Below are 13,867 nucleotides of genomic sequence, written 5' to 3'. Positions count from 1 at the left end.
CCGGAAGGCCAGCGGCACGGCGCGATGATTGCGTTCGGCCGCTGGCCTTTCAATTTCACCTGAACGATCCATGAGAACAGCCATCCTGAGCATCCTGCTCGCATCCGCCGCCACCTTCGCCAGCGCCCAAGGCACATTGCCATCCGTGCAAGTGCAGACCCTTGAGGGCAAGAAGGTGGACGCCAAGAGCTTCAGCAACAGCGGAAAGCCAATCATCGTGAACTTCTGGGCTACTTGGTGCGCGCCCTGCAAGAAGGAGTTGAGCGCCATCGCAGAGAAGTATGACGATTGGCAGGCCAAGACCGGTGTGAAGCTGATCGCGGTGAGCATCGACGATGCACGCACCAGCGCCCGCGTGAAGCCTTATGTAAGCGGCCAGGATTGGGATTATGAGGTTTACCTCGACCCGAACGGCGACCTGAAGCGGGCGCTCAACGTGAACAACGTGCCGCACACCTTCCTGCTCAATGGCGCGGGCGAAATCGTTTGGCAGCACAACAATTACGAGCCGGGCGACGAGAACGAGCTTTATCGCAAGGTGCAGGAACTGGCCGGAAAGAAGTGACCTTCGTCGCATGCGATTAAGCGAGATACGCAACGGCCTATTGGCTGTTGCAAGCTGTTCGTGGCCCGTTGTGGCTTTCACGCAGCAGCAACCCGCCGGTGGGCAGCTACACGGCAACTTCAGCACCGATGCGCAGTATTACAATGCCGATGACGCCATCGGCGCCATCCTGCCCAATCAGCGGCTGGCGTACAACGCATGGATGAACCTGATCTTCACCAGCGGGCCCTTCGAGGCGGGCCTGCGCATGGAGAGCTACGAACCGGCCCTGGCGGGCTACCCCGCTGGCCAGCCCTACAGCGGCTCAGGCCTCGGCTATCGCTACGCGAAGTACAAGCTCAGTGACCTTGAGGTCACGGCCGGCAACTTCTTCGAGCAATTCGGCCAAGGCCTGGTGTTCCGCAGCTATGAGGAACGCTACCTGGGCGTTGACAATGCCATGGACGGCGTGCGCGTGAAGTACAAGCCCTATCGTGGCGTTTACCTGAAAGCCCTAGCTGGCCGGCAGCGCCTGGCCTTCAATGGCGAGCAGGTGAAGGGCGCAGGCCTCGTGCGCGGTGCCGATGCCGAGGTCAACCTCGCCGAGCTCCTCGATAGCGCATGGACCCACGGCAGCAACCTCATCATCGGCGGGAGCTTCGTGAGCAAGTACCAAGAGGATCGCGACCCCATCTACGTGCTCCCTGAGAACGTGGCGGCCGGTGCGGTGCGCGTGAACTTCACCTCGGCACGCTGGGACCTCTATGCGGAATACGCGCACAAGGTGAATGACCCCAATGGCAAGAACGGCTATATCTACAAGCCCGGTGAAGCGCTGCTGTTCAATGCCACCTACTCCTCAAAAGGCTTCGGGGCATCGGTGGGGGCGCACAGCTTCGATAACATGTTCTACCAGAGCGATCGCAGCGCACCTACGCCGTTCGACCTGAACATCAACTTCCTCCCGCCTCGGGCCAAGCAGCACACGTACAACCTGCCGGCCACGCTCTACCCCTACGCCACACAGCCCAACGGCGAAGTGGCCGGTCAGGGTGAGGTGTTCTACAAGTTCAAGAAGGGCAGCGCGCTTGGCGGGAAATACGGCACCAAGCTCGCCGTGAACGCCAGTGTGGCTTACGCCCTCGACACCACCCGGCTGGGAGCCGCCGACGACACCACCCGGCGCTTGGGCTACACCAGCGCGCTGTTCGGCATGAGCGAACGACAGTACTTCTCGGACATCAATGTAGAGCTGCGCAAGAAACTCTCGGACAGTTGGGAACTGGCGGTGACGTACTTGAACCTCGCCTACGACATTGATGTTATCCAAGGCAAACCCGGCAAGCCTGTGGTATACACCGACATCATCATCGTTGAGGGCCTCCACAAGTTCAGCGAGCGCACTTCCTTGCGATTTGAGCTTCAGCACCTGAGCACCAAGCAGGACCAGGGCAACTGGGCTACGGCTTTGGCTGAACTCACCTTCAGCCCGCATTGGTTCCTGGCGGCCATGGACCAGTACAACTACGTGGGCAATCCCGAACTGGAGGCCAAAGGGCAGGAAGCCCTCCATTACCCCATTGGCTCCGTGGGATACATCAGGGGCGGCAACCGCTTCCAAATGAATTACGGCCGTCAGCGAGCGGGCATCTTCTGCGTGGGCGGCGTTTGCCGCCAAGTGCCCGCCGCCAATGGCCTTACCTTGTCGATCACCAGCACCTTCTGAGCCATGCGCGCCTGCCTCGCCGCCCTTGCGATTTCCGTGTTGGCCTTCTCTTGCGATAAGGTCGAGAACCCAATTGAGCGGCGTGATACTGGTGGGAGCGGCCCCACCACCGTGAAGCGGCGCGCGCTTTTGGAGGAATTCACAGGGCACCACTGCAACAATTGCCCGGCCGCGCATGTGGTTGCCGCGCAGCTCGACGGGCTCTATGGCGACGAATTGATCCTGGTGAACCTTCACGCCGCGCTCAATTTCAATTCAAGCTTCATCGCGCCCCAGAGCAATGCCGACGGGAGCTATGCCACGGACTTCCGCACGACTGAAGGCCAGGCTTACGCCACCACGTACCTGGTCACCTTCATGCCTTCGGGCTTGGTGAACCGAACGCCCTTCAACAATTCCACCTTGCTCAGCAACGATGTGTGGGGCAGCGCCATTGCCGATATCGTGGCGCAGGATGCCGCACTCGACATCTGGATCAGCGACCTCCAGCATGATGCGGCCGCCCATACCGTGTCTGCCACGGTGAAAGTGGCCGTTCTCGCGGATCTCACCGGTGAGCACAAGATCATCACCTGCCTCACGGAAGACCACGTGATCGACTGGCAGTACAGCTCCACCGGCCCGCTGGTGGACAACCCTGATTACGATCACCGCCATGTGTTCCGGAAGACCATGGATGGCGCTTGGGGCCAAGTGGCCGTTGCGACCGGGGCTACAGCCGGCGACACCCTCACCTTCACGTACTCTGGCGTCTCCATGGATCCAGCCTGGAACGCCGACGAATGCGAGCTCGTGGCCTACGTTTACGAGACGGCCACCAACCAGGTGCTCCAAGCCGCCGAGCGGAAATTCCAGCCTTAACATTCCCTGACGGGCGGTCCGGATACCGATCGGGGTTATCAACCGTTTCCCATACCGCTGCCTTGACCGCTTGTGGAAAAACGGCCCTTCCCCAAATGCCCTTCCCGAGCATCAAGCACTACTTTCAGCCCTGCTTTCCGCAAGGCAGCCTGCTAAACCCGAACCGTGATGATGGACCAAGGAAGAAAGATGATGGAGTTCAGCAAACAGGTGCTCCAGAAGGTCAGCTTCGACCCGCGCCTGTTCAGGAAGGAATTGATCAAGGCCCGCAAATGGGTGGGCCAAAGTGACCAGTTGGTGCTCAAGGCTTGGTGCCTGGCCACCTTCGGCCACTTGTACAAGGATGTGATCGTAGAGGTGTTCAAGAGCACTATGCGGAGTTGAGGCTGGCTGAGAGGCTGTAGGTTTCGACAACCCCAACCTGTCATCGACCTTCAACCTCCATCCGCAGGAATTCCAGATTCCGCTTCAGCCCATTGAACTTCGTGCGCTTCACAGCGCTGCCCTCGAAGAGGCGATCGAAGACGATTTCGGTGAGGCCATGCCACTCATCCTTCGTGAGGGCCATTAACTCGGGCTTGGGCTTGAACTCGGCCTCTTGGTGCGGTTCGGAGAACCGGTTCCACGGGCACACCTGCTGGCAGATGTCGCAGCCAAAGGCCCATCCGTTCAGCTTAGCGGTGAATTCCTCCGGGATGGCTTCCCTCAGCTCGATGGTGAGGTAGCTGATGCAGCGGCTTCCATCGACCCCGTAAGGGGTGATCGCATCCGTTGGGCAAGCGTCGATGCACCGGCGGCAAGTGCCGCAATGGTCGGTGGCCGGTGCATCAGGCGCGAGCTCGAGGTCGGTGATCAGCTCGCATAAGAAGAAGAAGGAGCCCCCGCCTTGGCGGATCACATTCGTGTGCTTGCCGCGCCATCCGATGCCTGCTCGTTCGGCCCATGCCTTCTCCATCACCGGTGCACTATCCACGAACGCGCGAATGGCCACTTCCCCGAATCGTTCCGCGATGAATTCCAACAAGGGCTTCAGCCGCTTCTTCACCACCTTGTGATAATCGCGACCATAGGCATAGGTGCTCAGCTTGGGCGCCGCGGGATCCAGCTGCACCTGCTCCGTGTGGTAATTGTAGGCCAGGCTGATCACGCTCCTGGCCCCGGGCACCAGCTTGCGAGGATTGAGCCGGAGGTCGAAGTGGTTGGCCATGTAAGCCATCTGGCCATGCTTGCCCTGCTCCAACCAATGCTCTAAGCGCGGCGCTTCCTCTTCCAAAAAGCCGGCAACTGCGATTCCGCAGGCCAGGAAGCCCAGCCGATGGGCCTCGGCCTTGATCTGCGCAGCACGTGCGCTGGCATCGGACATGGGGGGAAGGTAGGAGCGCGTGCTCGGCTGTGATTCATGGGTTTCAGGGATCGTTCCATGGGCGTCGCCGGTTCGGCCCAGCGGGGTACTTTCGCGGCCGTTGAGCAAGTCGCAGGCATACACGAGCAAGCGGAGCACGGCTCTCTGGCTTCGCGAGGTGATGGCCCTATTCAAGCTGCGGCTGGCCTCGTTGGTGGTGGTGAGCGCCGTGTTAGGCTACCTCTTGGGCATCGCCCCGGGCGCTTTCAGCGGAATCGACCTGCTCATGCTGGTGCTGGGCGGCACATTGCTCACCGGAGCCAGCAATGCGCTGAACCAGGTGTTCGAGGTGCAGGAGGATAGCCTCATGCACCGCACCGCCGAGCGCCCTTTGGTGAGGCGCACTTTGGGCATGGCCGAGGCCATCGGTGCCGCCTTCGTGGCGGGAAGCGCCGGTATCGCCTTGCTGTGGCTGGCCTTCGGCCCGCTCACGGGCATCCTTGGCTTCCTCTCCCTGTTCATGTACGCAGCGCTTTACACGCCCTTGAAGAAGCACTCGCCTTGGGCGGTCTTCGTTGGGGCCTTCCCTGGGGCATTCCCGCCGATGCTGGGGTATGTGGCGGCCACCGGCCAATTCGGCCTAGGCCCCGGTTTGCTCTTCGCCATGCAATTCATGTGGCAATTCCCGCACTTCTGGGCCATCGCGTGGGTGCTCGATGCGGATTATGCGCGTGGCGGCTTCCGCCTGCTGCCCTCACCCGGTGGCACCGATGGCCGCAGCGCTTTCCTGATCCTGCTCTACACGCTCTTCGTGATTCCGGTGGGCCTGCTCCCTTGGACCTTCGGCGTCGTAGGACCGGTGGCTGCCGTGGTTTCGGTCGTCATGGGGCTTGTGATGCTTTGGCCGGCCTTGAAGCTCTTCCGCACCCACGAACGAACCGATGCCCGGCGCTTGATGTTCGCCAGTTTCCTCTACCTGCCCATTGTGCAGGTGGCCTATGTGCTCGACCGCTTATGACCGCTGACCCCTTCACCCCGGCCGAGGAGCGCACCCGCGCCGCTCGAGCCCGGCGCTCCCTTACCTGGCTCCTCTGCTTCGCCATTGTGATGTTCTTCGCGGGCCTCACCAGCGCGTACCTCGTGAGCATGAGCGGTGGCTATTGGACCACCATTGCCATGCCCGAGCCCTTTTATTGGAGCACCGCCTTCGTGATGGCAGGGAGCCTCACCCTGCAACTGGCCTTATCCAGCGCAGCCAAAGGCCGAACTAGGCTGATGCTTCCCTTGATCCTCGCCACGCTGGGGCTCGGGGTGGCCTTCACCGCATCTCAAGTGAAGGGCTGGTCCCGCTTGGTGCAGATCGGGATCACCATCAGCCCGAACAAGCTCCTGGAGATCGGCGGGGTCTATGGCTCTGACTTCAGCGTGAGCAAGGACGGCCAGACCCTGGTCCCGGCCGATGGGCATTGGTACGCCGCGGACGATTCCGCGAAGCAATTCGCCCTAGATGCCGAGATCGCGGAGCAGAAGGACCGCACCGGGCCCTACTTCTACATCCTCACCCTTGCCCATGCCTTCCACGTGGCCTTCGGGCTGCTGAGCCTCCTGATCATGGCCTTGATGGCCTTCAAGGGGCGTTACACCGATAAAGAGCACGTTGGCCTCTGGGCCGGGGCGGTTTACTGGCATTTCCTTGGTGCCTTGTGGGTATTCCTCTTTTTGTTCCTGAAGTACGTTCACTAACATTGCCGCCGCATAAACAGGCCATGGCAGGAGACGCTACAAAAGCCCTGAGCAACGACGTCCTCTGGGGCGGCGGCCGCTCCCCGTTCAGCATCAGCTACGGGAAGATGATGATGTGGTTCTTCCTGGTGTCCGACGCCCTCACCTTCAGCGGCTTGCTGGTGGGCTACGGCTTCGTTCGCCACAGCACCACCGAGGCCTGGCCTATCGGCGAGGAGGTGTTCCGCGCCCTGCCCTGGCTGCATGGCTCCTTCCCGCTGATCTATGTGGCGCTGATGACCGCCATCCTGATCTTCAGCTCCGTTACCATGGTGCTGGCGGTGGAGGCTGGTCATCGGATGGATAAGAGCGGGGTGGTCAAGTGGCTCTTCGCCACGGTGATCGGCGGCGCCTTCTTCGTGGGCAGCCAGGCGTGGGAGTGGTACCACTTCAATCATGGCAGCGGCGGCTACATCACCCTCGAGAGCGGCGATAAGTACTGGGTGCACAACGATGCGCACGATACCCACGACCCCGCGCATGCCGAGGGCTTCCATCTGGTGAAGGCACTGCCCGGGCATTACCTGCTGCCCGACACCCTGCCCGGTGGCGCCGAAGCGCCCCCTGTGACCGGCGATGCCGCCCAGCAGCTCTGGAAGGAGAAGGTCGTGTACATGGCCGGCGCCCCCTTCCCTTGGAGCACGAATGGCATCGAGTTCAATGAGTACGGCCCACAGCAATACGCCAACTTCTTCTACTTCATCACCGGCTTCCACGGCTTCCACGTGTTCAGCGGGGTCATCATCAACCTCATCGTGCTGATCATGGTGATGAAGGGCATATTCCACCGGCGCGGCCACTACGAGATGGTGGAGAAGGCCGGCCTCTACTGGCACTTCGTTGATCTGGTGTGGGTGTTCGTGTTCACCTTCTTCTACCTGCTCTGACCCGCTAACCAAACCCCTCGCCGAGCTCTCGGCGGCTTGAAATGGAACGCGACGACATCATCGAATACAGCCTCGACGCCCACCACAGCGAAGAGGAAGGCAAGAGGATTCGCCGGAGGATCTGGATGGTGACCCTGCTGCTCGCCGTGGTGACCACCGTGGAAGTGACCTTGGGCGCCTATTGGAAGAGCTGGTTCGACCTGGGCGCCTGGAACACCATCAAATGGACCTATGTGGTGCTCACCCTGGTGAAGGCCGCCTACATCGTGATGACCTTCATGCACCTGGGCGATGAGCGCCGCAACATCCGCTCGATCATCCTGCTCCCCTACGCGCTCTTCATCCTCTACCTGCTCTTCATCGCGGTGTGGGAGTCGCAGTACGTCAAGTACCTCTGGGAGACTTACCTCTGATGCTGGTGGAGCCCTCGGGCCGTCGCAAGAAGTTCCTCATCCTGGGCGGCATCGCTGCTTTCGTCCTCGGCCTCTTCGTGTTCTTCTCACCGTGGCTGGGCTTGGCGAAGCACCGGTTCAATTTCCTGCCTTACTACGGTCCCAAGGAAGTGGTGGCCGTAGAGCGCGACGGCCAGGTCATCATCGACACGGTTTACCACCAGCTGCCGCCCTTCAGCTTCATCGATCAGTTCGGCCGTCCGTTCACGGACAAGCAGGTCGAGGGCAAGATCATCGTGGCCGATTTCTTCTTCACGCGCTGCGGCACCATCTGCCCGAAGATGAGCGGCCAGATGCAGCAGATGCAGCTCAAGCTCGACGATCCCGCCTTCAAGGATGTGGTCTTCCTCAGCCACACCGTGGATCCGGAGCACGACACGCCCGACGTACTGAACGAGTACGCGCACAAGCTGCAAGCCGATACCGCCCGCTGGAAGTTCCTCACCGGCGACAAGCAGGCCCTTTACCTTCAAGGCAGCGAAGGCTACCATGTGGCGGCTCGTGAAGACGTGATGGCGCCGGGCGGCTTCCTGCACTCCGAGACATTCGTCCTCGTCGATAAGGACCGGCACATCCGCGGCATGTACGACGGCACCACCATGAAGGGCATGATGGATTGCGCCAACGACATCAAGATGCTGCTGAAGGAGGAGAAGGTGAAGCGCGCCGAGGCCGTGCGTGAGGAAAGGAGGCAGCGGTGAGGCGTTGGGAAACATGAATCAGCCCTATCCCAAGCCTTCGCTCACCATCGCCGATGCCAAGGCGAAGCGGACCATCTGGATCTTCTCGGCCATCGTGTTCCTGGCCGTGGTGGTGCTCAATCGGGTGAAGGTGGGCACCCCCGGCGGCTTCGACCCGCATGTGTTCGCGCGCATCAACGCGGCCATTAATTCGCTGGTGAGCGCGTTGCTCATCGCGGGCCTCTTCACCGCGCGTGCCGGGCGGTGGACCGCGCACCGCAGCGTGATGCTCGCGGCCATGGCGCTCTCCGTGCTCTTCCTGGTGTCCTATATCCTGCATCACCTCTTCGCTGGCGATACCCCCTTTGGCGGCGAAGGCGCGATCAAGGTGCTCTATTACATCATCCTCGCCACGCACATCCTGCTTGCTGCGGGATCACTGCCCTACATCCTGTTCACGGCCTATCGCGCGCTCAGTGGCCGCTATGCCGAGCACCGCAAGCTCGCGCGCCGCACTTGGCCCATCTGGCTCTGCGTGAGCATCAGCGGCGTGGTGGTGTACCTGATGATCTCGCCGTTCTACTAAGGCCAACTCTGTATTCCCGCGTCGTGCTCCTACATTCGCGCCGTCGTTCTTTCCATCGCTTATCCAGAAAGGCAGAGGGACTGGCCCTATGAAGCCTTGGCAACCGTCCGGTGGGCAACCATCGGGTAGGTGCTAAATCCAGCCCGCCGAATAGCGGGAGAGATGAGCCGCGATCAGGAAGCAGTGCCCCCAGCAGGAGCAATGATGCCTCATCCGGTCCATCGGGTGGGGCTTTTTCATTCTGGGGCGATGCGGACGAACGACGGAACGATGAAGACACTCGAACAGCTCGCCCAGGAGCGCATCCTCGTCCTCGACGGGGCCATGGGCACCATGATCCAGAAGCTCGGCCTCACCGAGGCGGACTTCCATCCGAAAGGCATGGAGAACCACCCTATCCTGCTGAAGGGCAACAACGAACTGCTCTCGCTCACGCGGCCCGAGGCCATCCGAAAGATCCACGAGCAATACCTGGAGGCCGGCGCCGACATCGTGGAGACCAACACCTTCTCCGCCACCAGCATCGCGCAAGCGGAGCATGAGTGCAGCCACCTGGCGCGCGCGATCAACCTGGAATCGGTGCGCTTGGCGAAGGAGGCGTGCGCGAAGTACACCGCGATGGATCCGAGCAAGCCGCGCTTCGTGGCCGGTGCCATCGGGCCGATGAACAAGACCGCATCGCTCAGTCCCGACGTGAACGATCCCGGCTTCCGCGCCGTCACCTTCGATCAGCTCGTGGCCGCCTACAAGGGACAGGTGGAGGCCCTGCTCGACGGCGGCGTGGACATCCTCCTGGTGGAGACCATCTTCGACACGCTCAACGCCAAGGCCGCCTTCTTCGCCATCGATGAGGTCTTTGAGGCGCGCAACACCAGAGTGCCGCTCATGTGCAGCGTCACGATCACCGATGCTAGCGGGCGCACCCTCAGCGGCCAGACCATCGAGGCCTTCCTCATCAGCATCGCACACGTTCCTCTTTTTAGCATGGGCCTCAACTGCGCGCTGGGCGCGGCCCAGATGCGGCCCTACCTGGAGGTGATCGCCGAGCAGAGCCCCTGCCGCGTAAGCATCTACCCCAACGCCGGCCTGCCCGACCAGATGGGCGAATACCGCGAAACGCCCGAGGTCACCGCCCGCCTCGTGGGCGAGTTCATGGCCAACGGCTGGGTGAACGTGGTGGGCGGGTGTTGTGGAACCACGCCGGAGCATATCGCGGCATTAGCGGCTGAGGCCAAGCGGCACGCACCACGCCCGATCGAAGCACCCGTAGCGTCGACCCACGGGGTCGACCGTTGAACATGACGATAGGCATGAGCGAGCAGGTTGTTGGTTATGTGGGCGTGCCCCCGTCCCAAATGCGGCCGGGGTCGCGCTTTCCGCTGCAAGTCCTCGGCGGCTTCGTTCCTCAGCCACCTATGGGCTTTCCGCTGCAATCGCTCACGCGGATGACGCACTTACGTAAAGGTCCGTTCCGTTCTCCTTTCATGACGACACTTCGGTTTGCGTTGACCGTACTGCTCATGCAGTTGTCTTTTCACTCCTTCGGTCAGAAAAAGGACGATATGACCATCGTGTTCGATGTTACGGCTGAACCGGATTCAACCTTTTCCGAGATAGGGGTCGAGATCATCACCGACAATGCTCGAGAAAACAAGATGCGAGGTGAACGGAAAGCTCAAAGCTCAGCCGGAATTGGGCAATGGCGTTCGGTGAAGATGGATCTCTCGCGATCAGCCTTCGAAGGCCGATCAGTGACCATCCGTGCGTATACCGATCCGTCCGAGTGTATGGCTCTTTATCGCGATACAGGTGTTGTCCTGAATCATGGAGAGCACTATTCCATCCGCTTGGTTAGGGACGAGGCGCAATGGCAGGCACGCAAGACTCGTGCATCAATAGTGTTGGCATTTCCTCGAGAGATCGGGAGTATTGACACTTCGCTTTCGAAGATGATGCTCCGGACCGCTGAAGTCGAGGTTTTTAGTACGGATGTTGAAACGGTCCGAGCCGATAGTGCCTTGGTCACGTTCGACATTAGTGAGGATTGTGCGGTAGAGTCACGCAGGGTAAGTGTACCATTTGCTCAGCTCCGCTCTCCATTGGCCGTGCAGAGCTTCGAGTTGCTTCAAGACAACATTCGGAGATGGAACACGCGCTGTGCTCCTATGAAGGATGTCTCGCAGTGGATCTATTGGAAGCAACGTTGACTTCAGCCATGATCACGATCCATGCATTTCTCCGCGCCCTCTGCGCCTCTGCGGTGAACCCGCATTTCCAATGAGCATCCCCACCTACTCCGGCCTCGAGCCCCTCCGCATCTTCCCCGGTTCCAACTTCGTCAACATCGGCGAGCGCACGAACGTCACCGGCAGTGCGGCCTTCCGTAAGCTGATCAAGAACGGCAACTACGATGAGGCCGTGAGCGTGGCCCGCCAGCAGGTGGAGAACGGCGCGCAGGTGATCGACGTGAACCTCGACGAGGGCATGATCGATGGCGTGGAGGCCATGCGCAAGTTCCTCAACCTCATCGCCGCCGAGCCCGACATCGCGCGCGTGCCGGTGATGGTGGACAGCAGCAAGTTCAGCGTGATCGAGGCGGGCCTGAAATGCCTGCAAGGCAAGGGCATCGCCAACAGCATCAGCCTGAAGGAAGGGGAGGCCGAGTTCCTGCGGCAGGCCAAGATCATCCGTCGCCTCGGCGCCGCCACCGTGGTGATGTGCTTCGACGAGCAGGGCCAGGCCGACACCTTCGAGCGCCGCATCGCCATCGCGCAACGGAGCTACGACCTGCTCACGCAGAAGGCCGGCTTCGCGCCGCACGACATCATCATCGACGCGAACATCCTCACCGTGGCCACTGGCATGGCGGAGCACGATCGCTACGCCATCGACTTCATCGAAGGGGTGCGTTGGATCAAGCAGAACCTACCGGGTGCTTTGACCAGTGGCGGCGTGAGCAATGTGAGCTTCAGCTTCCGCGGCAACGAACCCGTGCGCGAGGCCATCCACACCGCCTTCCTCTACCACGCCATCAAGGCCGGGCTCGACATGGGCATCGTCAACGCCGGGCAGATCGGTGTCTATGATGACATTCCGAAGGACTTGCTCGAACACGTGGAGGATGTGCTGCTGGCGCGTCGCCCCGATGCCACCGAACGCATGGTCGCTTTCGCCGAGCAGTTCAAGGGCGCGCCTTCCGCAGAGGCCGTGGCCGCACAGGCCGCCTGGCGTGAAGGCTCCGTGGAAGAGCGCTTGAAGCATGCCCTGGTGCACGGCGTCACCGAGTTCATCGAGCAGGACACCGAAGAGGCCCGCGTGCAGTACGTGGACCCCGTGCTGGTGATCGAAAGTCCGCTGATGGCCGGTATGAACGTGGTAGGCGACCTCTTCGGCAGCGGCAAGATGTTCCTGCCCCAAGTGGTGAAGAGCGCCCGCGTGATGAAGCGCGCCGTGGCCTACCTCGAACCCTTCCTGCAGGAGAAGAAGAATGCGGCCGCACCCCAACCTCTCTCCGAGGGAGAGGGGCTTTCCCTCACCGGAACTCGTCAAGAAGGCGCGAAGAAGGTGCTGCTCGCCACCGTGAAGGGCGATGTACACGACATCGGCAAGAACATCGTGGGCGTGATCCTCGCCTGCAACGGCTGGCAGGTGATCGACCTGGGCGTGATGGTGCAGAGCGCCACCATCCTGAAGACCGCCCGCGAGATGCAGGTGGACATCATCGGCCTCAGCGGATTGATCACGCCTTCGCTGGACGAGATGGTGCACGTGGCCAAGGAGATGGAGCGCGAAGGGTTTGAGACCCCGCTGCTGATCGGCGGCGCCACCACCAGCCGTGTGCACACCGCCGTGAAGATCGCCCCGCACTACAGCAAGCCCGTGGTGCACGTGATCGACGCCAGCCGCAGCGTGCCCGTGGTGAGCAACCTGCTCAGCGACAACGAGCGCGACCGCTTCGCCGCCGAGGTGCTGGAGGAGTACGCCAAGGTGCGCAGCCAGTACGAAGGCCACCAGCGCGAGAAGGAGTACGTACCGCTGGAGGAGGCGCGTGCCAAGAAGTTCACCATCGACTTCGCCGCCGAGCCGCCCGTGGCGCCCAAGAGCACCGGCATCTTCAGCTACCGCAACTACCCGCTCGCCGAGCTGGTGCCCTACATCGACTGGACGCCCTTCTTTATGGCCTGGGAGCTGGCGGGCAAGTTCCCGCGCATCCTGGAGGACGAGGTGGTGGGTGCTGAGGCCACGCGTCTGTACAACGATGCCCAGAAGATGCTCGATCGCATCGTGAAGGAGCAGTGGATCCAGGCGCATGGAGTGGCAGGCATCTGGCCCGGGAATACAGTGAACGACGACGACATCGAACTCTACGGCGATGCCGCACGCACCAAGGTCATCGGTCGTGTCCATACGATGCGCCAGCAGAGCAAGAAGGCACCGGGCGTTCCCTACATCGCCTTATCGGACTTCATCGCGGCGAAAGGAACGCCTGATCACATCGGTGGTTTCGCGGTGAGCGCGGGCCACGGCGTGGACGAACGCGTGAAACGCTTCGAGGCCGCCCACGACGACTACAGCGCCATCCTGCTCAAGGCCCTCGCCGATCGACTGGCCGAAGCCTTTGCGGAGAAGCTGCACGAGGTGGTGCGCCAGGAGCTCTGGGGCTACGAGACCGTCCGCCTCAGCAACGAACAACTGATCAAGGAAGAGTACCAGGGCATCCGACCGGCACCGGGCTACCCTGCCTGCCCCGACCATACCGAAAAGCCGGAGCTCTTCCGCCTGCTGGACGCCACGAAGCACACGGGCATCACCCTCACCGAGGGCCTGGCCATGAGCCCGGCGGCAGCGGTCAGCGGCTTCTACTTCGCACACCCGCAGAGCAAGTACTTCGGCATCGGCCGCGTGGCCAAGGACCAGATTGCGGACCTGGCGCGGCGCAAGGGGGAGACCGTGGAATGGATGGAGCGGTGGTTGGGGAGCAATCTGGGGTACTGAGGCGCGGCCAAC

The 13,867-nt window shown here is 61.6% G+C and carries 14 protein-coding genes and 1 riboswitch; of the genes, 13 read left to right on the top strand and 1 reads right to left on the bottom strand.

Annotated features, from left to right (window positions below):
- The first annotated feature begins 70 nt into the window (after positions 1 to 70).
- The 4 genes from IPM12_06580 to IPM12_06565 all read left to right on the top strand — a co-directional run bounded on the left by IPM12_06580 (position 71) and on the right by IPM12_06565 (position 3,515).
- Positions 71 to 565 carry a TlpA family protein disulfide reductase gene (locus IPM12_06580; GenBank protein ID MBK9147470.1) on the top strand — a complete coding sequence of 165 codons (495 nt, stop codon included), beginning with the start codon at positions 71 to 73 and terminating at the stop codon, positions 563 to 565.
- Positions 566 to 575: 10 nt separating this feature from the next.
- Positions 576 to 2,270 carry a hypothetical protein gene (locus IPM12_06575; GenBank protein ID MBK9147469.1) on the top strand — a complete coding sequence of 565 codons (1,695 nt, stop codon included), beginning with the start codon at positions 576 to 578 and terminating at the stop codon, positions 2,268 to 2,270.
- 3 nt (positions 2,271 to 2,273) lie between these two features.
- On the top strand, positions 2,274 to 3,131 hold the full coding sequence (locus tag IPM12_06570; GenBank protein ID MBK9147468.1) for an Omp28-related outer membrane protein: 858 nt from the start codon (positions 2,274 to 2,276) through the stop codon (positions 3,129 to 3,131).
- Between the two features lie 171 nt (positions 3,132 to 3,302).
- Positions 3,303 to 3,515, top strand: coding sequence for a hypothetical protein (locus IPM12_06565; protein MBK9147467.1), 213 nt, complete (start codon positions 3,303 to 3,305; stop codon positions 3,513 to 3,515).
- A gap of 40 nt (positions 3,516 to 3,555) precedes the next feature.
- On the opposite strand, the gene queG is transcribed toward IPM12_06565, so the two are convergent.
- Positions 3,556 to 4,494, bottom strand: a complete 939-nt coding sequence (gene queG, locus IPM12_06560) for a tRNA epoxyqueuosine(34) reductase QueG (protein ID MBK9147466.1) — start codon at positions 4,492 to 4,494, stop codon at positions 3,556 to 3,558.
- Positions 4,495 to 4,654: 160 nt separating this feature from the next.
- Between queG and cyoE the strand changes: the two genes are divergently transcribed.
- The 9 genes from cyoE (at position 4,655) to metH (ending at position 13,855) form a co-directional block, all read left to right on the top strand.
- On the top strand, positions 4,655 to 5,491 hold the full coding sequence (gene cyoE, locus IPM12_06555; protein MBK9147465.1) for a protoheme IX farnesyltransferase: 837 nt from the start codon (positions 4,655 to 4,657) through the stop codon (positions 5,489 to 5,491).
- On the top strand, positions 5,488 to 6,216 hold the full coding sequence (locus tag IPM12_06550; protein MBK9147464.1) for a heme-copper oxidase subunit III: 729 nt from the start codon (positions 5,488 to 5,490) through the stop codon (positions 6,214 to 6,216). Before cyoE ends, IPM12_06550 begins: the two co-directional genes overlap by 4 nt.
- 23 nt (positions 6,217 to 6,239) lie before the next feature.
- The gene (locus tag IPM12_06545) at positions 6,240 to 7,142 is read left to right on the top strand and encodes a cytochrome c oxidase subunit 3 (GenBank protein MBK9147463.1); all 903 of its coding nucleotides are present in this window, start codon (positions 6,240 to 6,242) and stop codon (positions 7,140 to 7,142) included.
- Positions 7,143 to 7,183: 41 nt separating this feature from the next.
- Positions 7,184 to 7,555, top strand: a complete 372-nt coding sequence (locus IPM12_06540) for a cytochrome C oxidase subunit IV family protein (GenBank protein ID MBK9147462.1) — start codon at positions 7,184 to 7,186, stop codon at positions 7,553 to 7,555.
- Positions 7,555 to 8,295, top strand: coding sequence for an SCO family protein (locus tag IPM12_06535; protein ID MBK9147461.1), 741 nt, complete (start codon positions 7,555 to 7,557; stop codon positions 8,293 to 8,295). Before IPM12_06540 ends, IPM12_06535 begins: the two co-directional genes overlap by 1 nt.
- A gap of 13 nt (positions 8,296 to 8,308) precedes the next feature.
- Positions 8,309 to 8,860 (top strand): DUF420 domain-containing protein, encoded by a 552-nt coding sequence (locus IPM12_06530; GenBank protein ID MBK9147460.1) that lies wholly within the window; start codon positions 8,309 to 8,311, stop codon positions 8,858 to 8,860.
- Positions 8,861 to 8,916: 56 nt separating this feature from the next.
- A riboswitch (SAM riboswitch) is annotated at positions 8,917 to 9,029 on the top strand.
- Between the two features lie 101 nt (positions 9,030 to 9,130).
- Positions 9,131 to 10,156 (top strand): homocysteine S-methyltransferase family protein, encoded by a 1,026-nt coding sequence (locus IPM12_06525; protein MBK9147459.1) that lies wholly within the window; start codon positions 9,131 to 9,133, stop codon positions 10,154 to 10,156.
- Between the two features lie 14 nt (positions 10,157 to 10,170).
- A complete protein-coding gene (locus IPM12_06520) occupies positions 10,171 to 11,067 on the top strand; it encodes a hypothetical protein (protein ID MBK9147458.1) in 897 nt (298 codons plus the stop codon).
- Positions 11,033 to 13,855 carry a methionine synthase gene (gene metH, locus IPM12_06515; GenBank protein MBK9147457.1) on the top strand — a complete coding sequence of 941 codons (2,823 nt, stop codon included), beginning with the start codon at positions 11,033 to 11,035 and terminating at the stop codon, positions 13,853 to 13,855. The genes IPM12_06520 and metH overlap by 35 nt, the downstream gene beginning before the upstream one ends.
- Positions 13,856 to 13,867: the final 12 nt, after the last annotated feature.

Source organism: Flavobacteriales bacterium, assembly GCA_016716605.1.
In the GTDB taxonomy this organism is placed as follows: Bacteria; Bacteroidota; Bacteroidia; order Flavobacteriales_F; family PHOS-HE28; genus PHOS-HE28.
This window is presented reverse-complemented; position numbering and strand designations above follow the sequence as displayed.